Origin of the sequence: Vibrio sp. L5-1 (assembly GCF_021728315.1) — a bacterium.
Classification (GTDB): Bacteria; Pseudomonadota; Gammaproteobacteria; order Enterobacterales; family Vibrionaceae; genus Vibrio; species Vibrio splendidus_K.
In genome coordinates this window covers 494,195-516,479 of sequence record NZ_JAKKCQ010000001.1, presented here as the reverse complement: position 1 = coordinate 516,479, position 22,285 = coordinate 494,195, and the positions used below count along the sequence as shown (strand labels likewise).

The window sequence follows — 22,285 nt, the reverse complement described above, 5'->3', positions numbered from 1 at the left end:
GTGATAAAAGCCGTTTTAAATGATAAAAGTATTGATGAATCGAATATGTCGCTGCCAACTATAGAGAATATGAAAGCTTGAATATGAACACACCTGCATTTGGTCGTATCAGTCGCGTTTTGACCTATATCCATTCGAACCTTAGCTCCTCGCTATCGTTAGAAGATATTGCGACACAAAGCTGTTGGTCTCGTTGGCAGCTTCAAAGAGTGTTTCAAGCCGAAACAGGGCTTACTGTGGCTAACTATGTGAGAGAGCTAAAGTTAAGCCAAGCTGCAGAACACCTGCTTGATGGAAAAGAGCGCGTGATAGATATTGCTCTTGGGCTCGGGTTCAATTCAGAAATAAGCTTTAGTCGCTCGTTTAAGCAGATGTTTGGGTCTAGCCCAAGTCAGTATAGAAAAGCAGGCAAAAGAGTCGGGCTAAGAAAGCCGATACAAGTATCTGAAACAGCGAGTACTTCTGAAAAAGGGGCGTTAAGCTTTGTGGAAGTGCGCATTGATGAAAGAGAGTCTTTCCTAGTGAAAGGTATGACATCAGAAATCAGTGGTTTGTTTTCACTCACGCAAGACTTCGCTCAGAAAGTCCCTCAGCTATGGTCACGTTTAGAAGGTGAGGTTGAGATCCCTGACGACAACGTGCTCCAGTTCATTGGCGTGGTTGACCTGACTCAGTCTTGCTTTGACGGGACTAATATTCACTATTGGGCAGGGGTAGAGCTTCAGGAAGGAATTTCAATCCCGCAATTACCGAGTATTATCTCTGAAAGGTTAGAGGTACTGACGGTTCCTAAGCAAACTTATGCTGTAGTGAAGCACTGTGGTCCAATTGAGAATTTACGACACACCTTGAGTTGGTTTGTGCTGAATTGGATGCCAAGTTCAGGTTATCGTGGCGTTGATGGATATGAGCTTGAAGTGTACCCGTTTGCCTACCAAGCACATGCCTCTGACGCTGAAATGGAGTACTGGGTTCCTATTATTAAATCGTAGTCATATTCCCGCTCACTCTCTTCTAGCAAAGCCTTCCTATCAATAGGGTCAATTGTCTTTTTAATCACCAATTGACCGTTTTCTACTAAAAATAGGTCAAGTTCTTTTTGAATTTGCACCAAATTGTTAATTATCCCACCTCTAGATACATACAATGCAAATGAGATTTATTATTATTTATATTAAGCATTGGTACCGAGGGAATTATGACCACTCACACTCGTTTTAAGTATTCATCATTGGCAGTAGCGTTGCTGACTGCGTTCTCAGCGCAAGCATTGGCGAAAGAAACCGTTACTGCGGCAGATTCGAATGTAGAAACTGTCACTATTATGGGTAAAGCCTATCGTAATACAGCAACTAAATCGGCACTTGAGCCAGAAGAAACACCTCAAGGTATTACAGTCATTGATGAAGAACAGTTAGAGCAACGAGGTGTAAAGTCTCTTAACCAAGCGCTTAGATACGCGCCGGGTGTTGTGACTGAGCAAAAGGGCGCATCAGTAACCATGTACGATACGTTCTCGATTCGTGGGTTTAGTAACAATCAGAGTTACTACGATGGCTTGATTCTGCCGTTCCTGACTGGATGGAACCTGCAACCTCAGATCGACCCTATTGCGATTCAGCAAGTTGAAGTGTTTAAAGGCCCTACGTCTGTGTTGTATGGATCGATGCCGCCGGGTGGTATGGTCAACATGATCGCGAAGGCACCGCAAGAAGACGGGTCGACAAAAGTGGGTGTATCTACAGGCTCAAGAAACTTGATGGAAGCGTCAATTGATACTTCAGGTCAGTTAGGTGACAGTGACTTTTCATATCGTTTAGTTGCACTCGCTCGTAAACAAGACAGCCAAGTTGATAACGCTGAAGAAGAGCGTTATGTGATTGCTCCATCGCTAGATTGGCAGGTATCTGATAGAACACTTATTAACTTCAATCTTTACTATCAGAATGATCCGTCAATGGGTACTAACTCTGCAATGCCGCTCGACGTATTGAAGGCAAGTGATCCATCTGTGTCTATGGGCGACAAGAACTGGAGTACTTTTGAACGTGAAGTCTTGATGTTAGGTTACAAAATTAACCACCAAATCAATGACAACTGGACTTTCCTTCAGAACGCTCGTTATTCCGATGCGTCGCTATATCAAGAAAACACCTACCATCGCGGTACGAATTTTAATGCCGCAACTGGTAGCTTAATTCGAAATGTATATAGCACGGATGAAGACTCTCAAAGCTTTGTTATCGATAACCAAGTTTCAGGCCGCGTCGAAATTAGTGGCTTAGAGCACAATTTACTATTCGGTGTCGACTACCTAAAGCTAACAGGTGACTCTTTGTACAAAGAGTTTGATGCAAACAGTAGTTTCGGTGATTTCAACGCATACAATCCAAATAACGACCTTTTGGATAAAAGTCAGCTTCAAGAGAATTACCGTGAATCCCACGACATTACTACCGAGCAACTGGGCTTGTATTTCCAAGATCAAGTTCGCTACGACGCGCTGGTTTTACTTGCTGGTGGACGTTACGACATGTTTAAAGCGAGTGACGATAAAACGAGCACTTACCCAACAAGCGATGGCACAGAAAAAGCGGATCACAATCAGTTCTCTTACCGCGTAGGTGCCTTGTATGAGTTAGATAATGGCATCTCTCCATTTGTAAGTTACGCGACGAGCTTTGAGCCGGCGGCAGGTACTGACATTAATGGTAACTCTTTAAAACCTCAGCTAGGTGAACAGGTCGAGTTGGGTATCAAATACCTGTCTCCAGATATGTCGCAACAGGTTACGGCTTCTTACTTCCATATTACTAAGAAAGACTCAATTGCAGCAGATCCATCAGATCCGACATATCGCTCTAAGATTCAGTTAGGTGAAGTACGCTCTCAAGGTGTGGAAGTCGAAGGCCGATGGTTTGTAACGGAAGGTTGGGATGTGAACGCGAGCTATACATACGTCGATATGGAAGTAACGGAAGATGCAAACCCTGACCTTGAAGGAACGACACCAATTTACGTACCGACACACGCTGCGAATTTATGGAGTAATTACTATGTCTATGGTGGTGCTTTAGCGGGTACACGTTGGAGCGCGGGAGCTCGTTACATGGGTGACATGGAGATGGATGCAACCAATACTCAAGGGAAAGTGCCGTCTTACACTGTCGTTGATATCTCTGTGGGTTATGACCTAGGGGAAGCAAGTGAAACTCTGTCAGGTGCAACGGCTAACTTGCTCGTTAATAACCTGTTTAATGAAGAGTACTACACCTGCTACGACCAATCGAACTGTTGGTTCGGTGCAGAGCAGTCAGTAGAACTCAGCGTGAACTACGAGTTTTAATTCATTTGAATACATAAATCTAAGCAGTCTGTGTAGGCTGCTTTTGTCGTTAAATAAACAATTAAAAAGTGACAGTGATTATATGAAAGCCAACTATTTTACTTCTCGTTTTCCTAAAGTGAGTTCGTTCATTGTCTCATTGAGCTTGTTGTTATCAGCTCAAGCGATGGCCAACTTTCAAGTTGAAGACAGTGAGGGTGTTAAAACCCTTGAAGCACAACCGGCTAGAGTGGCTGCGCTGAACTGGGACATAGCCGAACAAGTGATTGAACTCGGTGTCACGCCAGTAGCAGTACCTGATATTGCAGGTTATACCGATTGGGTTGTTCAACCTGCAATTCCAGAAGGCGTGGCGGATATTGGCACTCGAACTGAGCCGAATTTTTCTGCTTTGAAGAAGCTAAACCCTGATGTGATTCTTATCGCTTCTCCTCAGAAAGATCTTCAGGAACGACTTTCTGAAATTGCGCCCGTGCTTTACTACCAAACGTACAGCGAACAACACAGCAATGCAGCGGCTGCTATTGAGAATTTAAAGAAGATCGGACAGTTGCTTGGTAAAGAAGAACAAGCGAACCAAAAGCTGGCCGCAATGGATGAGCGTATCGCTGTTCTAAAAGCTGAGTTAGACAAAGCGTATCCGGGCGACAAGCCGAAAGTCACCTCTTTCCGTTTTGCGAGCACCACTTCGGTGTTCATTTACGGCGATAACTCGATTCCACAATATGCGCTTGAGCAGCTCGGTTTTGAAAATGCGATGGATCTTCCCTCAAGCCAGTGGGGCATCAGTCAAAAACGAATGACAGAGCTGAAGAACGTCAAGGGTGGCATTGCGCTTTACTTTGAACCTTTTCCATATCAAGACAAGCTAGATCGCTCTCCGGTTTGGAAGAGCATGCCTTTCGTTCGCAATGGTCAATTTAGCCCTGTAGCAGCAAGTTGGAGCTACGGCGGTGCTATGTCGATTTTGTATAACGCAGAAGCGATGGCGCAATCGTTGTTGACGTTAGCGGAGCAGTAATGAAATCCAGTGGTTTAATGATGGGGGCAACTCTGTTTCTCGCTGCCCTTGCTCATTTATGGTTAGGGCAGTCTGAATTTGGCCCTATCGGTGAGTTGTTCCAGCAATTCTCACAAATCAATGACAGCGCGACATTCAACTCAATGGTCGATGAATCATTCGAGCTGATGGCGCTAATCTATGTCAACTTGCCGCGTTTAGTGATGGCGATTTTGGTCGGAGGAACACTCGGCACTATAGGTAGCCTGTTTCAACAGTTAACGCAGAACCGCATGATGTCTCCGCTTACACTCGGTACATCGTCAGGCGCATGGCTTGGTCTGGTTATTCTGAATGTGGTTGGGCCGATGTTGGTCGCTCAGTATTCAGTTTGGTTTGCTCTAATTGGTGCGCTGCTTGCGATGGGGCTTATCGTTTCCATTGTTGGCATCAAAAATATGAGCGGCTTGCCAATTGTATTGGCGGGTATGGCGGTCAACTTATTGCTAGGGGCATTTGCAACGGCGATTATTCTACTCAACGACCAGTACGCACAGAATCTGTTTGTATGGGGAGCGGGCGACCTTGGACAGAATGGTTGGGAACAAGTGCTTTGGTTGATGCCTAAGCTGTTGCCGATTTTTGCCATATTCTTCTTAGCTCCGCGAGTTCTGACTTTGCTTTCCATCGGCACAGAAGGGGCAGCAGCGCGCGGGCTCAATATTGGCACCACATTCTTTGTATTGATGGTGGTTGGCGTTTGGTTGGTTTCAGTGTCGATTACCTCAGTGGGCGTGATCAGCTTTATCGGCTTGATTGCTCCGAACATTGCTAGGCATCTAGGTTTTCTAAAGGCGAAATCTGAACTCATCGCAAGCTGTGTATTAGGTGCGTTACTGCTGTGTGTCACTGACAGCTTGGCGATCTTCTTGGCGCAATGGTCTTTGGACATGATTCCAACAGGGACGGCAACCGCAGTGATTGGTGCTCCTGCGTTGATCATTATTGCGAGAAAGCAAATGTCTGCTCAAGATCAGTTGTTTTTCTCAATGCCTAAAGGTCCGAAGTCTATTTCATCTTTGGCTTACTTCTTGTTGGGCTTGATGATCTTCGGGTTGTTCGCGTTGAGCGCATTGTCACAGCCTTCTTCTGATATGGGCTACTTTGTTATCCCAGACGCATTTGAATGGTCTATTCGTTGGCCGAGAATGTTAACCGCGATATTCGCTGGTGGTGGCTTAGCGGTGGCTGGGGTGATTTTACAAAGGTTGGTCTACAACCCGCTCGCAAGCCCAGATATTCTTGGTGTGTCGGCGGGTGCGGTTCTAGCTTTGATTTTCAGCAGCTTGTTTATGGGATATTCGATTCACTCATTGAGCCCTTGGATTGCTTTCTTAGGCAGTGCGATTGCACTCTGTCTATTATTGTTCCTTGGCAAGAAGCATCAGTTCGCGCCATCGATTTTGATCCTCACTGGTATTTCGCTGACCGCGGTATTGGAAGCTTTGGTGCAATTCTCTTTAACGCGAGTGGGTGAAGGGAAATACACTTTATTGGCTTGGTTAGCAGGGTCTACCTATCGTGTTGAACCTGATTCAGCAGTAATTATGACCATAGTGATAACGGCTTGTATTGGTGTGTCTCTGCTGTTGAGTCGTTGGGTGACCTTAATTGCGACTGGACGTCAGTTCGCGAGTGCCAGAGGGCTGAATATCAATATCGCCTACGTGGCACTGTTGTGTATTGTTGCGATCTTATGTTCGGTCGTGACAACCACCATGGGGCCTGTCGCGTTTGTCGGCTTGTTAGCTCCGCATATCGCTGCAATGGTGGGGGCACGTTTGGTTCGAGAGCAGATCATATTGTCGTTTTTAATTGGTGCTGCACTCATGCTATTTGCAGACTGGTTAGGGCAAGTGGTGGTGTTTCCGGCGCAGCTTGCGGCAGGGACGTTAGTTTCCATTATTGGTGGTAGCTACTTCATCTTCTTGTTATTGAAATCTCGAAGAACATAGGTTCTAGCAAAACTGAGAGTCCTTGCTTATCAAAGCTAATGGTATTCAAAGCTATTGGTAATAAAAGCTACGAATGAAAAGCAGTGAATAGAGCGATCCATCACTGCTTTTTTATTGATGTTGTTTGTGTAAGGGGGCGGCGTTAAGCAACACAGGTCTCGCTTCTTAATGTGCAAGTTTGGCATATGTTAATAAAATGTATAATCTAAAGGTCTGACCACTTATAAGGTAGCCACCATGCCAAACCTCGATCGTATTACTTATTCTATCGATGAAAACCAAATTGCGACGGTTGTGTTGAATCGACCCGATAAGCTCAATGCTATTGATATGGCGATGTTTGAAGCCGTTAATGACATGATAAGTGAGCTCAAGAAGAACAGAGATATTCGAGCTGTTATTGTTAAGGGCAGTGGTTCCGATTTTTGTTCAGGCTTAGATGTTAAATCGTTATTGAACAGTAAAGTTGGGGCGATGAAGCTTTTGTTCAAATGGTTACCGACATTACCTAATGCTGCGCAGCACTTTTCGCTTGGTTGGCGAGAGATCCCATGTCCTGTCATTTTTGCGATTCATGGTCGTTGTTGGGGAGGCGGCCTTCAATTAGCCAGTGGTGGTGATTTTAGGATGGCCAGTCCAGACGCGACTTTCTCTATACTGGAAGCCAAATGGGGTTTGATTCCTGACATGGGAGGCGCCATCGCATTTCGAGAGTTAATGCGTAAAGATCACACCTTAGAAATGGCGATGACCGCTAAAGTGATCGACTGTGAAACAGCGAAAGACTATGGGCTGGTAACCAAGATTGCCGAAGACCCTTACGCTGAAGCTTATGCGTTGGCACTTGAATGTGCGAATCGGTCGCCAGATGTCGTCGCAGCTAATAAGAAACTTTACAACAAGACTTGGTGGTCAAGCCCTGGCATGGCCGTATTTTACGAGACCTGGTATCAGATAAAGGTAGGGTTAGGTAAGAACAGAGCAATTGCTGCTCAACGTGAAATTCATCGAGACAAGCCACGTTCATACGTCGCGAGAAAGTTCAAATAGCGTTTGTACAGGAATAACGGATATTCCATTTGTTTATGGGGCTTTGCGGTAACCTTAGAGCAATTTTATGTCTAAGGCTAAATGAGCAATCTGATGAACAAAACTTTTACTTACTCGCTAGCTGCCACCGCAATTTTTACAAGCTTAAATGCTTTCGCAAGTGGTTTGTTTTTGCAAGAAGCTGTTGTCGCCAATGCCGGTACTACTGGTGCTGGTGATGGTGTTTACACTCGTTCGGCTGCGGCGATGTGGACCAACCCAGCCACCATGTCACACATGGGCGAAAGCAAGACGACCATTAATACTATGGCGTTTGATCTTGAGATGAAATATCAAGATAACGGCGACAAGCAGGATGGTAAAGGCCATTCAGTGTTGCCTTCATTTGGCGCGTTTCATGCACATCAAGTCACCGACAAATTACACCTTGGTATTGCGCTTGGTGCTGTCGGTGGTTCAAGCCTTGATTACGGCAGTGAATGGGCGGGTGCTACACTTCTAGAAGATATCACTCTCACAGCAATGCAAGTGAATCCATCACTAAGCTACCAACTGAATGACCAGTGGTCGGTTGGTGCCGGTATCCAGTTAAGTTGGGCTGCGTTACAACAGTCATCCTCTGTTTTTACAGCAAAGCAAGACACTGACTGGGCTTATGGTTATAACCTAGGTGTAATGTTTACGCCGTCGGATAAACTTAAGTTGGGTGCTAGCTATCGGTCAAAGCTTGAGCACGAGTTTAATAATGAGTTAAGAGGGGTAGAAGATTTTTCTAACTCTCTAGCTATGGATCTTGCTTTGCCAGAGATCGTTGATATCAGCGCTAGTTACGCACTTAACCCAAAGCTCGACTTATTGGCTAGTGTGCAATTACATCGTTGGAGTGAGTGGGATACAACAGTTCTTGATTTTGGTGTTGCTGGAAGCCCAATTAGTGGTGTTCCACTTGAGCGCGATTGGGACGACGTGTGGAAGTTTGCGGTTGGTGCTGACTATCAATTGAATTCAGATTGGCGTTTAAAAGCGGGCTTTTCTTATGAGACTTCTCCGCAGGATGATCCTTCAATGCAGTGGGTTGACCTCCCTGTTGGCGAGCAGTACCGCTACTCGGTAGGTGCTTCAACGTATTGGGATGACATCTTGATTGATATGTTCTACGAGTATGCGGATTTAGGTTCAGTTGATATGAATCGAAGTGGACCAAAAGGTAATACTTTGCTAAACGGCTCATTCGACGGTCGCATCCACTTTGTTGGCGTTAGTGCGACCTTCTAATGACATTACGTAATCTATTACTTGTTGCTGTGGCAACGTTCGGATCGATGGATGCTTTGGCTGAAGAGAAGCACCCTGATGATCCCACTAAGATCGTAACCAAAGCCGGCATTGCTTATAACGAAGAACTGAAGTTTTCGGGCTCTGTTGGGCTTGATGAAGCGCGCATGATAAATGCTCGTGTCAATGCAGACGGTGAAGAGTGGCGACTTGGTGGTTCTTGGCTGTTGCCTATGGGTATTGTGAACTTCAACTTTAGCCGTTCTGAATATGACAACGATGCTTATAAGAACAACTACAGTATTGGCACATTTATACCACTGAGCTATTTCGATATTGAGCCGTTCGGTTGGCAAATCTTCCCTATGGCTGGTTACAGCTATAATGACGGCGAAGTAGCTGTTTTCGATGACGATAACGTTGGTTCTGACTATGTGTTGATGCCAAGCTCAACACACGGTGGCTACATTGGTGCGTTTGGTTTAAAAACGATTACTGATGAATGGTCTATCATGGGATTCGGTGGCGGTTCAATGGGGTCTGATGATTATTCAGGGTATTGGGCAGGCGTCGGTGCTAGCTACAAGTTGAGTGATGCTCAATCATTCAACTTCTTCACTATTTTTGCTGAGGATGACTTCGGTGAAAATAACAGTGTTGGCGCTTCTTATACCTATGAGTTCAAATAGCTTTTCTAACATATCGTCTTAGATAAAAAGAACTGAGTGTAGGCCCACTAATTTAGTGAATCTACACTCAGAACTTATCGCTCTTCTATGAGCTTTCTAGTGTTGAGGTCGTGTTAGCAAGCCGCTTCGTAACGTTCAACATAGCTTTGCATTACCGCGTTCATCGCTTTGGTGATATTTGCGTATTGTGCTTCCTCTAGATTCGCGAGAGACACACGCAGAGACCACGTTGGCGCATCAAAACCTGCCCCAGGCATCACAATCACACCATGTTCTTCTGCAAGGCGTACCAAGAAATCAAGCGGCTCATACGTTTCTTCTAACCATGCGAAGAAATCGTTGCTGTGAATCGTTTGAGCAATCTCTTTCAGATCAATCTCCACGTAATAGAATGCACCGGTTTGATCGCCTTCAGCAACGATTGGCGCGGCTAAGTTATTCTGCATTAGAGTGTGGTAGCGACGACGCACAATTTGTTTCGCGAGTCGTTTGTATTCTTCACCATCCTTCATCAAAGACAGTAGCGAGAACATTGTCATCTGAATCTGCTGAGGTGTTGAAAGACCGGCCGTATGGTTCAGTGCTACTGCACGGCTGTCTGCCACTAAACGATCAATGAACTTAATCTTACTCGGCTCAAGTGCAATGCCTTGGTATCGCTGAGATAACGTGCTTCGAGTGTCTTCTGGAAGATCTCGAATCATGCGGTCGAAATTATTGTCTTCGTGTACGCCAATCACGCCTAAACGCCAGCCTGTTGCACCAAAGTACTTAGAGTACGAGTACACTAGAATCGTGTTCTTCGGAGCCAGCATCGCTAGTGATGTGAAGTTATCAGCGAAAGTGCCATATACATCATCTGTAAGAAGGATTAGGTCAGGGCGGCGGTTAGCAACCTCTGCAATCTTATAGAGTGTCTCATCGCTTAATCGAACCGAAGCAGGGTTGCTTGGGTTAACGAGGAAGAAAGCTTTAACACTTGGATCGTTCAGTTTTTCTAATTCAGAGTCTGGAATTTTCCACGCAGACGCTTCATCCGCCATGATTTCTACTTTGTTGAGCGCGTAATCTTCTAGCTCTGGCATTTCAATATACGGGGTGAAAATCGGCGCACCAATCGCGATGGTGTCACCAGGGTTCAATAGTCGGTTACTCTTTAGCGTGTTAAAGATGTAAACCATGGCCGCTGTGCCACCCTCAACAGCAAATAGGTCAAACTTCCCAGCAGGTAATGGCTGCGACCCCGCCATTTCTTGCTCAATGTATTTGCGAGCAATGAGTTCCGAATATTTGAGCATGCGATCAGGCACTGGGTAGTTGTTACCTAGAATCCCCTCAACCCATTCATAAATAAGCGCATCACCGTCTACCTGGTATTGATCCGTAATAAACTGGAAGGCTTCAATGAGGAATTGCACACCTTCTTGGTCTTCGTATTTTTCACAAAACTGAAGAAAGCGCAGGCTAATATCTTGTTGAACTCCCATTCCACCAAAGCCTTCATATCCTGAGAAATTCGATTTTGATTCTTCTAGTGCAAACATACCTAATTGGAAAAAGGCTTCACGTGGCGCTGTCGCGACCCAGTTTGGGTTACCACGACCAGCGTTGATCATGGTTTTTTCATGTGAATGTTGAGCAAGGTCGATCAGTGTGTTTTTTACTTCGAATGGGCTTAGTGTTTCTAGGCGTTTTTCATCTGTGCGTTTCATAGTCGTTTCTCTTTAAATTTGTTTAAGAACCAAGTTTTTTGGATAGATAAATGAGTTAATTTCTTTGAGCAGCTAGCCTGCTTGGCTAGCTACTGTGTTAAGTAGTCAATGAATAAGTTGAATCATCAATTGGCTGATTCGATGTTGATTACGAGATTTTGGTAATTAGGTTGATGATGATCGGACCCCATAAGGTGAGGAAGATATTGGCAACCGCATAAGTCATCGTGAAACTCGGTACTGGTGTGCTGTTTTGTGTTTTTTCTAGTAGCGATGCGAATGCAGGGTTTGCACTGCGGCTACCCGCGATAACCGCTAGCGCTTCTACTGGGTTTTTGATTTTGAGTACGTAGTAGTTGAATAGGAACGTCAGTATTTGAGGAATCAGAGTCACCAATACACCGAGTAGTAATAGCGTTATGCCATTCTCTTTGATTGCAGTCAGTGCTGGAGCGCCTGCGTTGATACCAACAACCGCGACAAATACTGCAAGGCCGAATGTTTGCATAAAGTTGGCTGCGCCATGGTTAACACTGCCTAAACGAGGTGTACGCATTCTTAGGTAGCCCACAAGTAGGCCGGAAACCAGACAACCTAAACCTGAACCTAGAGCGATATGAGAACCACCGATAGTGAAACCAATCTCGCCAATCAGATAGCCAAGCACCATGCCGAAAGACATTGTTACGAAGTCAGTAACACTAGGCAGTGGGCTGTTGTAGCCGATTTTCTTGACGACTTTGGCAAGGTCTTCTTTTTGCCCCACTAACGTAATTTCGTCGCCAAGGTGTAATTCGGTTTCTGGTAGTGTTGAGATATCGTGACCCATACGAGATAGCTGAGCGATATAAACACCACGGCGAATGCGTGCGTTTGTTTCATCGTGGAGCTTACGCAGTGTGATACCTGCGAGTTTTTTGTTGGTGAGTACAATCTTTTGCTGAGTATGAATAACGTTGTTTTCTGAGTTGAATTCACCGAGTTCTATGCCAAGCGCAGTGACTCTCGGGAAGGCACGAGTAAGGCCTGTAAGATAAACCTTGTCTCCAGCCGCTAAGATAGGGTTCTTAGAGATATCTAAAGTCGATTCTGTCTCGCCTTTGGTGCGGTAAATCGTTTCAATCGTTAAGTCTGCGTCGAATGCTTCTTCAAGTTCAGCAACGCTTTTACCAGTAAAGATAGAATTTGCTGTTACTTGGTAAGCTCGTGAAGACACGCGGTTTAGTGCTGAGAATTCACCCTCGTTTAACTGCTTGTTGCCAGCGCCCATTTTTTCTGCGAGTTTTTTCGCTTCTTTAGTAATGTTCCAACCCATCACCATAGGAATAAGAGACATCATTAATATTGGGCCAAGAGAACCAAAGATGTAGGTGATCGAGTAACCTACAGCCACGTTTGTCTTTAGTGTTGAAGTCACATCGGGAGCAAGGTTGAGCTGATCTATCGCGTTACCTGCCGTACCGATAATTGCTGATTGCGTTAAGCCGCCAGCTGCAAGACCTGCCGCTAACCCCTTGTCTAGTCCTGCCCACTTAGAGAGCAATACAACCGTGACTAATCCTACAAACGTCATCACGAATGAAGCGAATAAGCGTGTTAGCGATGAAAGACGGAATGATGAGAAAAACTGCGGACCGCCGTTGTAACCCACCATAAAAATAAATAAAGCAAAGAAGATGCTTTTTACTTCGTTAGAGATCGCGATACCGCCGATCTGACCAAGTGCTACAGCAACAAGCAGTGAACCTGCGATTCCACCTAATTCAAACTTACCGATTTTAATTTTACCGATTAAGTAACCGAGACCGAGTGATAAAAAGAGCGCTATAAACGGATAGTCTCTAAGTTGTTCAATAATAAATGACATAGTAATCCTTGAATGAAATAGCATCATCATTGAATCGCTATTTCATTTTTTAATTTGGTTTAACGTTTGATTAAGCATTAATCAAGGTTTGGTTGATGAACTGATCTAATGCTTTATTTTTTAATAATCTGGACTTCATCCAGCCTTCTACTTTTTATGATGCAGTCGCGATGATTTTTTATGGTCATGTATTTTATCTTTGTGATGTTTATCATGATGACCATCAGAATGGTGATTGACTAAATGCTTATGACCTTCTGGGGCGCCACCATGTTGACCAGAATGAGAAGGTTGATGCTCTCTATATTCTAAATGGTCTTTATTATGTTTATGGGTAACATCTTCTCCATATATACGTTTCATCTTTTCTTTAATAGCGACTTTAGTATGATTAATTTGATTCGACATAGTTAACTCGTTTATTTGTTTAAGGAACGATGAGAATTATATCGATCGAGAAAATAGATAAATCATGTTCAAATAAAATAGCAATAAAATAAAAATTGAGTTTCGATTGATGTTTTCATTGTAAGTGTTTGATTTTTAAATTTTGATTTTTATTTTATATAAGATTGGCTGGATGTTATATGAGTTTGATTTATTGGCAGTGTCGATAGGTAGAATGACCAGACTTAAAAAACAAGGTGAACACATGAGTAAGTATAAAGGCGTTATCGTCGGGTTAGCTCTTTTTATATTACTGTCTTTTGTATTTGGTTTTCATTATGTAAAAGGTGAAATGATCAAAGAGAAGGTCGATAATTTTAAATTGCCAGCTATATCTGTAACAACGGAAAAAGTAAACCAAGATACTTGGGATAAAAGTTTAAAAGTCATTGGTAACATTCATTCTAATCAATCTATTGATGTGACGAGCCAAATGTCAGGCCAAGTAAAAGAGATTCTCTTTACTTCAGGTCAGCAAGTAAATAAGGGTGATGTTCTTGTTAAATTGGATGATGCGTTATTGAAGTCCAACTATAAGAGTCAGCTATCCAAAGTTGAATTGGTAAGAGTCGAATTGATGAGAAATAAATTGCTCCTTAGAAATAACAGTGTTTCAAAAAATTCGGTTGATAAGCTACAAGCTCAATTTAATGCTGAAGGTGCAAAGCTGGAATATATTTCTACGCAAATTGACTACATGAAAGTGAAAGCGCCATTTTCTGGCAGCGTTGGGATTCGTAATATCGATGTGGGTGACTTTATTAATTCAAGCACAGCGATTGTCGAACTGGAAGACAAATCAAAGCAATATGTCGATTTCTCTATTCCAGAGCTTTATTTACACGATGTGAAGGTAGGGCAAGATTTACAGTTTAATTCAGAAGCAACGAACGACGAAGTCTTTCACGGCACTATTTCTGCCATTGAACCGAGCTCAGACAGCAACACGCACAATATCGAATTGAGAGCCATGGCTAACCAAGCCGTGCCGTTAGAGGCGGGTATGTATGTCGACGCTACGTTAATCACATCAGAATCGGACACTATTGTGGCGGTACCTTCCGTTGCGATCAGTTACACCTTGTATGGGAACACCGTGTTTGTGTTGGATACGTCCACTAAAAAGGCCAGTGAACATTCGAGCAACGATGCATCACCATTTTACGAGTACAAGGTTGTGCAGCGCACTGTTGAAGTCGGCCCCAAACAAGGCGGTTATGTTGGTGTGGTTTCGGGCTTGAAAGCAGGGGATGTGGTTGTGACTTCAAACCAACACCAACTCAAGAATAGTGGATGGGTTCTGGTTAATAACCAACATCCGTTGATTACTGACAAAAGTACTAAGCAAAGTAACTAGGAAACTCCCATGACATTTACTGATGTATTTATCAAACGTCCAGTTTTGGCTACGGTATTAAGCCTTGTACTGTTGGTGTTAGGCCTTAAAGCCTTCACCTCACTGCAAGTGCGTCAATATCCAGAAATTGAAACAGGCGTTATTACCATTACAACGAGTTATCCAGGTGCCAGTGCATCCAGCGTTCAAGGGTATGTGACGCAGCCACTGCAGGCAGAAATTGCTCAAACAGCGGGCATTGATTACATGACATCGGATAGTGCTCTGGGTAAGTCGGTTATCACGGTTTATTTGAAGCTAGGGTACCCGTCTGATAGTGCTTTGACCGAAATTTTGTCTCTCGTGCAGCAAGTGAAATATAAGCTGCCGTCGGGTGTATTGGCCCCGAGTATTCTTAAATCGACGTCTCAATCTCCGATCTTATATGTTTCATTTTCGAGTGACACATTGAAGACGGAGCAAGTCTCGGACTATGTGAGCCGCGTAGTTAAGCCGACTTTCTCTACTGTTGAGGGGGTGTCAAAGGTCGACATATTGGGGCAAGAAGATTTTGCAATGCGAATCTGGCTGAACCCTCAACGACTGGCTTCATATGGTCTGACGGCTGAAGATGTTCAAAACGCGCTTCGTGCAAATAACATTGTGAGTGCGGCGGGCAAGTTGCAAAACCCTTATATCGAAGTTGATATTAACGCCCATACCGATTCAAGTTCGGTAGACGATTTCAAGAACATGGCTTTGAAAGCGCATGACGGGCAACTGGTGCACTTAAAAGATGTGGCGACGGTTGAACTAGGCGCAGCAAACTATGACTCAGACGTTGAATTCAATGGTGTGACTACCGTATCAACGGCGATCAGTAATACGGCAACATCTAACCCATTGACCGTTGTTGAAGGCATTTACGAATTGCTTCCACAGATCCAAGCAGGCTTACCTGAAGGTATTAAAGCGGATGTAATCTATGACTCGACTAAGTTTATCGAAACCTCAATTGATGAAGTAGCAAAAACCTTAATCGAAGCCGCACTGATCGTAGTCATCGTTATCTTCGCCTTTTTGGGCTCAATGCGAGCGATGTTGATACCACTTGTAACGATTCCTTTGTCATTGATTGGCTCTATGTTCTTCATGTTGAGCATGGGCTTCAGTATTAACCTGTTGACGCTGCTTGCCATGGTATTAGCAATATCGCTGGTGGTTGATGATGCCATCGTTGTTGTGGAAAACACCTTTCGCCACTTAGAAGACGGCACTAGCCCAATTAAGGCAGCAATAGACAGTGCTCGTGAAATTGCAGGCTCGGTTATTGCGATGACCATTACATTGGCCGCAGTGTATGCGCCGATTGGTTTCATGGGTGGACTCACCGGTAAGTTGTTTACTGAATTCGCATTCACTTTGGCGGGTTCAGTACTAATTTCGGGTTTCATCGCCTTAACGCTAACGCCGATGATGTGTTCAAAACTGCTTAATAAATCGGTTCTCGACGGAAAACTGGTTAAGAAAATCGATGCGGTAATTGAAGGCGTAACAGAGCGCTATCGTAAAGTGCTCGAACATGTGTTGAATAACCGTGTTTATATTTGGCCTGTGGTAGGAACGTTGCTGATCAGTCTGGTGTTCATGTTTATGAATACTTCATCTGAACTGGCACCTGAAGAAGATCAAGGCGTGATGATTGTGATGGGACAAGGTCCTGCACAAGCGAATACCGATTACATTCGCCACTTTACTCCGGCTCTGATTGACTCTATCAGCAAGAACGATGAAGTCGAAATGACCATGCTAGATAACGGTTACATGAACAACAATGCGTTCTTTGGTTTGGGTGTATTGAAAGATTGGGATTCGCGTGACGCAACGGCAAAAGAGGTAATGCAACGTTTCGAAAAAGAGAGTTCTGTATTACCGGGTTTGCAGGTGTATACCTTCTCTCCACCGGATTTGCCAGGCACGCCGCAAGGTCTGCCATTCCAAATGGTTCTGAAAACGCCAACGGGTTCTTATCAGGATCTCTATCAGTACGCTGAAAAACTGAAAGAGTACGCACAAAAGAGTGGCAAATTCATCTATGTACAAAACGACCTGAATTTTAATAAACCACAGGTAGAGATTCGCATCGACCGCGATAAAGCGGCTCAGATGAACGTGAACGCACAAGACATCGGTACCGTGTTGTCTCGCTTTATCAGTGAAGGCTTCGTGAATTACTTCTCGATGGATCAGCGCAGCTATCAAGTTATCACTCAGGTACCTAACGAGAACCGTAACTCTTGGGATGATCTGAAGAGCTACCACGTACGCTCTAACACCAATGAGATGGTCCCGCTGGCGTCATTGATTGAAATTAGCCAATCAGTACAGCCATCGAAAGTGGATCAGTTTCAACAGCTTAATAGCGCCATGATTGAAGCGAAAATGATGCCGGGAATCAGTATCGGTGAAGCCTATAAAGTGATGGAAGAAGGGGCAGCGAAGATATTGCCTAAATCTTATACGACGGATACTTCAGGCCAATTGAGACAGTTCCTACAAGAAGGCTCTTCACTGGTTACGACGTTCTTCCTTGCTCTTGTGATTATTTACTTGGTTCTGGCTGCTCAATTTGAAAGTTTGCGAGACCCACTAGTGGTATTAACCAGTGTGCCATTGTCTATCTTTGGTGCTCTGATGCCACTGTATTTAGGCATTGATACGCTCAACATATACACCGAAGTAGGGCTGGTGACCTTGATAGGCTTAATCAGTAAGCACGGTATTCTGATTGTGGAGTTTGCAAACCAAATGCAACAGGAATTGAAATGTAGCCGACGCGAGGCCGCTATTCGTTCAGCGACTGTTCGAATGAGACCGGTATTGATGACCACAGCTGCGATGGTTGTCGGTGTCGTACCGCTGCTCATTGCAAGCGGAGCTGGTGCTCAAAGCCGTTTCTCGATTGGTTTGGTCATCACGGTTGGTATGTCGGTGGGCACATTATTCACTCTGTTCGTTGTACCAACGATATACACCTACTTGGCTGCGGATCACCGCGGGCAAGAGCAAGAAGTTTAGTCCGTTATCCAGTTTGTTATTTTATTCACTAGTATTTAGCTCACAAGAAGCACATCGCCTGTATGGGCTGTGTGCTTCTTAATGATCGAGAATTATAAACTCATCAATGCTTGATACCCAATTTGGATTCAATCTCGGTGATGTTACTTTTGAAAAACAGTGTTTGAGCTACTTTCAAAACTACAGGGTGGCCAGATTCTAATATCGCTTCATAGTAATACTCTTCCGCCATTGAAGGGTTGCCTTGAGATTCTTCAATTTTTGCCAAGATAATCATAGACATCACACTGTATTCATTCCTCGGGATCAAGCTCAGATAGTATTCGGCTTGGTCAGGGTTATCTTCAGTGAGGAAGTAGGCTGCTAACGCGTCATAGACTCGATAAGAGTTAGCATTGTTCTGAGCATTTAGTAACTGTTTTTTGAATTTCTTATTGAGCGCTTCAACCTGCTTATTCTTATTCTTCGATCTCATTATAAAAATGTCGGCAAGCTCATACATGTAACGGTTCGACATAACGAAGTGGTTGTCGGGTTCTAGCTCATTGGCTTGGGCGATCTTAGACAATGTGTCGGTTCTGTCTAATGTCATGAAGGTGAGTCCGAGCGCTTCAAGGGTGAGCTTTAAGGCTTCTTCTTGTTTGGGTAACTCAGAGATTTGTTGCTTTAATATCGATTTTTGAATATCCAAACTAAATGAATCCAACAGGTCATCGAGCATTGAACGCATGGTCGTGTGGAGTGAAGCTGGGTCAATCAGGTAATCTCGACCTAGGTGTCTGAAGTTAGAAATTCGGTTGAAGTAGGTGATATCAAGGTATTCTCTATCACCATCAATTTCACTCTTGAAACTGATCACGTTGGCTGAATTTGGCACCAAGGTTTCATCGATTACGACACGAAAATCGCGATAGGTGGTCAAGTAGCTCATTAATTTATGGATGATCCCACGCTTAAAGGCATCCGTCTTCAAGTTGTCATCGATACTTACGTAGATGTATCTAGGCTCTAAAGACAAGTAGTGCACAGATTCGTGTGCTTTGTGGGCATCTAGATTTTGGCTGTTTGCTGTTTGATTAAGACGATTTTGTTCCGTTGATTGATTTGAGTCAGCGAGTGGTTGGTTTGATTCATTAGCGGCGGTATTTAAACTGCTCAAATCGAAGGCGTCCGATGTAGGGCTGGTCGGTTTTAACGTCCACCAAATAAGTCCAAGCGCAATAACTATAGCGCCCCCAAACATCACAGCACGAGAAGTTCTTTTCTGAGGTTTATTGGCTGCTATAGGCGCTTGTTTGTCGTTTGCTGTTTTATTTACAGGTGACTGTTGAATGAACTGTGCTGTACTCGAATCGGTATGGCTTGGATCGACATAGCTCGAATCGCTAGGTTGCGGATCAACAGGCTGGACAGGCTCTTGTGAAGCAGGTTTTTCTGAGGTTGCATCGATTGAACTCTCTTTAGGTTCTTCGAGTACGGTTTTGGCCTCTGAGCCTTGATCGCTTATTAGGTTCTCACCAGTAACCGATTCTGCTTTTGGTTCGACTTGTTGTTTTTTATCCTCATCCAAAACTGGCGATGTATCTGGTGCGTCTGATTGAGTTGAAGGAAAGGAATCAAAAGCATTAGGTGCATGATTCATGTCTGCAACTGACACGGTATCTGTGGTGATACTTGCAGGTACTAAGATGGTTTTGTGTACATCAACATCGAGTTTATAACCGCGTTTGGGCACGGTGATGATGTGTCCCATGGAATGTCGTTCAGCCGCTTTGAGTATTTTGCGCAGTTCAAAAATGGCTTGCGTGATCACCTGATCTGTCAAGATTGAGCCATTCCAGACTTCATTAATCAGCTCATCTCGTGAGAATACTATCTTAGGATTTTGGCAGAAAAAGTTGAGTAGCTTGGACAAGCGATTGTCGATGATCACGTCTTCATCATTCATGATGAGTTTGTCTTCATCAGGAATAAATAACCACACGTCGAAAGAGTATTGAATGCGTTCTTTTTTCATAACCACCGAGACTAAGTCATTGTATTAAAATTACTTTAGTAGACATGTTTGGGCAATTCAATCAACCAATGTCTAATTATGATAAGTGGTCGTGCTTTTGAGCGGATTAGTAAGATCCAGCAAAAAATAAAAATAATACTGAGACTTATTCTCATTTGTTGATCTGAACGTAAGAACCGATTAGATTGTGTCGTTAGTATTAAGAGCAACATGAATATTATGAGGTTTTTTATGAGTACGGTCGTTGTATGGGGAGCAGGAAGTGGATTGGGTGCTGCAATTGTTGAGCATTTTCACAAACAAGATTATCAAGTGATAGCGATTGCGAGAAGCCCAGAGAAGAACACGCGTTTAGCTGAACTTGGTATCACCACACTTCGCTGTGATGCTACCGATAAAGAACAAGTTGAATCTGTGGTTGCTCAGTTACCTAAATCGGCACTTTTCGTTTCTAGCATGGGCAGCTTCAGAGCGGATGTTCCTGTTGATTACATTGGGCACCGACATCTAACAGACGCGCTTGAAGCCAATGGCATCGCTCGATTTGTACTAGTAACGTCGTTGGGTTGTGGTGACTCTTGGCAGTATTTGTCGGAGCGATCTAGAAAAGGGTTTGGCGCGGCGGTTCGTGAAAAGTCGTTGGCTGAAGCTTGGTTAGCCTCGAGCTCTTTGGATTACACAATCTTACGTCCGGGTGGCTTGTTAGACGGCGAGGAGACTGGCAACGGTGAGCTGTCCCAGCAGGTCGAAGTTCATGGTGTGATTTACAGACAAGAAGTGGCGTGCCTTATTGAAGCCTTGTTAACCAATGAAGCGAGCATTGGGCAGATCTATCAGTGTGTTGATCCTACGGTTAAATATGGGTAACACTGTTAAGTCTGAATTTTAGTAAAGCCTTCAAGCTATATAGCTATAAGCTTATAAATCCCTGAAGTCGTTTAGCTAAACTAAGCGGCTTTTGTTTGCTTCCTTTGTCTTCTCTAATTCCTGTCTTTCTGATCTCTTTCTGCCTTTTTCTCATATGAGAGTGCCGCTCTCTTAATCTAGATTAAGTTTTCCCTAGTTTATTCTCTGTAGTATCCGCCTGAATCAGTGCCCATGCTTGATGGGTAACTCGCGTAACACGATTTTGAGAGGAAGACACTTGAGCACTTTGTTTACAGAAACCCACATTGGCAAGATGACACTAAAGAACCGCTTCATGAGAAGTGCAACGTGGGAAAATATGGCCACCGAAGATGGGCATATGACAGATAAACTGTACGCTATCTATGAAGAGTTGGCTCAAGGTGAAGTCGGCCTGATCGTGACGGGTTACGCGAACATCGTTGAAGAAGAAAAGCCGAATGCGGGCATGATGGGTATGTATAACGACTCATTCATTTCAGAGTATCAGAAGCTGACTCAACTGGTGCACGACAACGACTCTAAAATCGTGATGCAATTGGCTTATGGTGGCACCAAAACCACGCATGATCTTGGCGAGCGAGTAATCTACGCACCAAGTGAGGTTCCAGAAAAAGGAACTCAAACACTAGGCAAAGCGATGACCAAAGATGAGATCGACTACATTGTTGATGCCTTTGCTCAAGCGTCATTAAGAGCACAGAAGTCAGGTTTTGATGGCGTTGAAATTCATGCCGCTCACACTTACCTAATTAACCAGTTCCTAAGCCCTTATTACAACCAACGTGAAGATGAATACGGTGGTAGCCTTGAGAACCGCATGAGATTTTTGTTAGAGATCTATACCGAGACTCGTAAGCTAGTTGGCGATGATTTCCCAATCTTAGTTAAGCTTACAGCTTCTGAGTTTTTCGAGGGCGGAGTGACGTTTGATGAAACTCGCTTGGTGTGCAAGAAGCTTGAAGAAATTGGTGTGGATGGCATTGTTGTGTCAGGCAATATTCATGGCAAAGCAGACACTATGATTGGCGAGTTGCACGATGGTTTTACCATTCAGGCAGAAGGCTACTTCCAGGAGTATGGTCACGCAATCAGCCAAGACGTTAATATCCCAGTCATCACGGTTGGTGGCCTAACGGATTTTGATGCTATCGAAGCGATTGCAAACAATACTGGCATTGAATACTTCGCGCTTTCAAGACCGCTGCTTTCTGAACCCCATTTAGTTAAGCGTTGGAAAGAGGGTGACCGAAGCCCTGTTGAATGTGAGCGATGTTCTAAGTGTCGTACCAAGCGCGGTAACTTCTGTGTCGTGAACAAAGACAGAAAAGTACAACTTGCTCGCATGTAACCGCTGATCCTAGACCCAAGCGTAAGCCTAAATTTATAAGCGAGTCTAAGTTTGAGCCTGTGTAATCGCGCAGGCTCTTGTTCATTCAGTATTCTACGAAACGATATTTGTAACCTTATTAATCACATTCTTCTGTCAAATGAGTGTGCATTAACGGATACAATATACCTGTAAATTATCTAACCAAGTTATCGAT

At 44.0% G+C, this 22,285-nt stretch carries 15 protein-coding genes; 11 read left to right on the top strand and 4 right to left on the bottom strand.

Annotated elements, in window-relative coordinates:
- Positions 1-83 precede the first annotated feature (83 nt).
- The 7 genes from L3V35_RS02110 (at position 84) to L3V35_RS02080 (ending at position 9,375) form a co-directional block, all read left to right on the top strand.
- Positions 84-992: a helix-turn-helix domain-containing protein gene (locus tag L3V35_RS02110; RefSeq protein WP_017091277.1), complete on the top strand. Its 909-nt coding sequence runs from the start codon at positions 84-86 to the stop codon at positions 990-992.
- Positions 993-1,198: 206 nt separating this feature from the next.
- Complete coding sequence (locus tag L3V35_RS02105) at positions 1,199-3,346, top strand: TonB-dependent siderophore receptor (protein WP_237298225.1); 2,148 nt, start codon at positions 1,199-1,201, stop codon at positions 3,344-3,346.
- Between the two features lie 82 nt (positions 3,347-3,428).
- Positions 3,429-4,367 (top strand): iron-siderophore ABC transporter substrate-binding protein, encoded by a 939-nt coding sequence (locus L3V35_RS02100; RefSeq protein ID WP_237298224.1) that lies wholly within the window; start codon positions 3,429-3,431, stop codon positions 4,365-4,367.
- Positions 4,367-6,361 carry a Fe(3+)-hydroxamate ABC transporter permease FhuB gene (gene fhuB, locus L3V35_RS02095; RefSeq protein WP_237298223.1) on the top strand — a complete coding sequence of 665 codons (1,995 nt, stop codon included), beginning with the start codon at positions 4,367-4,369 and terminating at the stop codon, positions 6,359-6,361. Before L3V35_RS02100 ends, fhuB begins: the two co-directional genes overlap by 1 nt.
- A gap of 237 nt (positions 6,362-6,598) precedes the next feature.
- Positions 6,599-7,411, top strand: a complete 813-nt coding sequence (locus L3V35_RS02090) for a crotonase/enoyl-CoA hydratase family protein (RefSeq protein ID WP_237298222.1) — start codon at positions 6,599-6,601, stop codon at positions 7,409-7,411.
- A 93-nt stretch (positions 7,412-7,504) separates the two neighbouring features.
- Positions 7,505-8,686 (top strand): outer membrane protein transport protein, encoded by a 1,182-nt coding sequence (locus L3V35_RS02085; protein WP_237298221.1) that lies wholly within the window; start codon positions 7,505-7,507, stop codon positions 8,684-8,686.
- Positions 8,686-9,375 (top strand): hypothetical protein, encoded by a 690-nt coding sequence (locus tag L3V35_RS02080; protein WP_237298220.1) that lies wholly within the window; start codon positions 8,686-8,688, stop codon positions 9,373-9,375. The genes L3V35_RS02085 and L3V35_RS02080 overlap by 1 nt, the downstream gene beginning before the upstream one ends.
- 113 nt (positions 9,376-9,488) lie before the next feature.
- Here L3V35_RS02080 and L3V35_RS02075 read toward each other — a convergent pair whose 3' ends face one another.
- The 3 genes from L3V35_RS02075 to L3V35_RS02065 form a co-directional block, all read right to left on the bottom strand.
- A complete protein-coding gene (locus L3V35_RS02075; RefSeq protein WP_237298219.1) occupies positions 9,489-11,087 on the bottom strand; it encodes a bifunctional aspartate transaminase/aspartate 4-decarboxylase in 1,599 nt (532 codons plus the stop codon).
- Between the two features lie 148 nt (positions 11,088-11,235).
- Positions 11,236-12,954 carry an aspartate-alanine antiporter gene (gene aspT / locus L3V35_RS02070; RefSeq protein WP_237298218.1) on the bottom strand — a complete coding sequence of 573 codons (1,719 nt, stop codon included), beginning with the start codon at positions 12,952-12,954 and terminating at the stop codon, positions 11,236-11,238.
- A 147-nt stretch (positions 12,955-13,101) separates the two neighbouring features.
- Positions 13,102-13,362: a hypothetical protein gene (locus L3V35_RS02065; RefSeq protein WP_054545625.1), complete on the bottom strand. Its 261-nt coding sequence runs from the start codon at positions 13,360-13,362 to the stop codon at positions 13,102-13,104.
- Positions 13,363-13,534: 172 nt separating this feature from the next.
- Here L3V35_RS02065 and L3V35_RS02060 point away from each other — a divergent pair, with 172 nt between their 5' ends.
- Both L3V35_RS02060 and L3V35_RS02055 read left to right on the top strand, forming a co-directional pair.
- Positions 13,535-14,758 (top strand): efflux RND transporter periplasmic adaptor subunit, encoded by a 1,224-nt coding sequence (locus L3V35_RS02060; RefSeq protein WP_171309400.1) that lies wholly within the window; start codon positions 13,535-13,537, stop codon positions 14,756-14,758.
- Positions 14,759-14,767: 9 nt separating this feature from the next.
- Positions 14,768-17,815, top strand: a complete 3,048-nt coding sequence (locus L3V35_RS02055; RefSeq protein ID WP_237298216.1) for an efflux RND transporter permease subunit — start codon at positions 14,768-14,770, stop codon at positions 17,813-17,815.
- A gap of 103 nt (positions 17,816-17,918) precedes the next feature.
- Here L3V35_RS02055 and L3V35_RS02050 read toward each other — a convergent pair whose 3' ends face one another.
- On the bottom strand, positions 17,919-19,832 hold the full coding sequence (locus tag L3V35_RS02050) for a winged helix-turn-helix domain-containing protein (RefSeq protein ID WP_237298215.1): 1,914 nt from the start codon (positions 19,830-19,832) through the stop codon (positions 17,919-17,921).
- Positions 19,833-20,063: 231 nt separating this feature from the next.
- On the opposite strand from L3V35_RS02050, the gene L3V35_RS02045 reads away from it, so the two are divergent.
- Positions 20,064-20,699 carry an SDR family oxidoreductase gene (locus tag L3V35_RS02045; protein WP_237298214.1) on the top strand — a complete coding sequence of 212 codons (636 nt, stop codon included), beginning with the start codon at positions 20,064-20,066 and terminating at the stop codon, positions 20,697-20,699.
- 277 nt (positions 20,700-20,976) lie between these two features.
- Complete coding sequence (locus L3V35_RS02040; RefSeq protein WP_267136077.1) at positions 20,977-22,089, top strand: NADH:flavin oxidoreductase; 1,113 nt, start codon at positions 20,977-20,979, stop codon at positions 22,087-22,089.
- Positions 22,090-22,285 lie beyond the last annotated feature (196 nt).

What these genes read in the sequence shown, in the direction of transcription:
- L3V35_RS02055 (WP_237298216.1), top strand. Translation starts at nt 14,768, where the DNA reads ATGACATTTACTGATGTATTTATCAAACGTCCAGTTTTGGCTACGGTA.
- L3V35_RS02045 (WP_237298214.1), top strand. Translation starts at nt 20,064, where the DNA reads ATGAGTACGGTCGTTGTATGGGGAGCAGGAAGTGGATTGGGTGCTGCA.
- L3V35_RS02050 (WP_237298215.1), bottom strand. Translation starts at nt 19,832, where the DNA reads ATGAAAAAAGAACGCATTCAATACTCTTTCGACGTGTGGTTATTTATT.
- L3V35_RS02110 (WP_017091277.1), top strand. Translation starts at nt 84, where the DNA reads ATGAACACACCTGCATTTGGTCGTATCAGTCGCGTTTTGACCTATATC.
- L3V35_RS02080 (WP_237298220.1), top strand. Translation starts at nt 8,686, where the DNA reads ATGACATTACGTAATCTATTACTTGTTGCTGTGGCAACGTTCGGATCG.
- L3V35_RS02060 (WP_171309400.1), top strand. Translation starts at nt 13,535, where the DNA reads ATGTTATATGAGTTTGATTTATTGGCAGTGTCGATAGGTAGAATGACC.
- aspT (WP_237298218.1), bottom strand. Translation starts at nt 12,954, where the DNA reads ATGTCATTTATTATTGAACAACTTAGAGACTATCCGTTTATAGCGCTC.
- L3V35_RS02065 (WP_054545625.1), bottom strand. Translation starts at nt 13,362, where the DNA reads ATGTCGAATCAAATTAATCATACTAAAGTCGCTATTAAAGAAAAGATG.
- L3V35_RS02100 (WP_237298224.1), top strand. Translation starts at nt 3,429, where the DNA reads ATGAAAGCCAACTATTTTACTTCTCGTTTTCCTAAAGTGAGTTCGTTC.
- L3V35_RS02105 (WP_237298225.1), top strand. Translation starts at nt 1,199, where the DNA reads ATGACCACTCACACTCGTTTTAAGTATTCATCATTGGCAGTAGCGTTG.
- fhuB (WP_237298223.1), top strand. Translation starts at nt 4,367, where the DNA reads ATGAAATCCAGTGGTTTAATGATGGGGGCAACTCTGTTTCTCGCTGCC.
- L3V35_RS02090 (WP_237298222.1), top strand. Translation starts at nt 6,599, where the DNA reads ATGCCAAACCTCGATCGTATTACTTATTCTATCGATGAAAACCAAATT.
- L3V35_RS02085 (WP_237298221.1), top strand. Translation starts at nt 7,505, where the DNA reads ATGAACAAAACTTTTACTTACTCGCTAGCTGCCACCGCAATTTTTACA.
- L3V35_RS02075 (WP_237298219.1), bottom strand. Translation starts at nt 11,087, where the DNA reads ATGAAACGCACAGATGAAAAACGCCTAGAAACACTAAGCCCATTCGAA.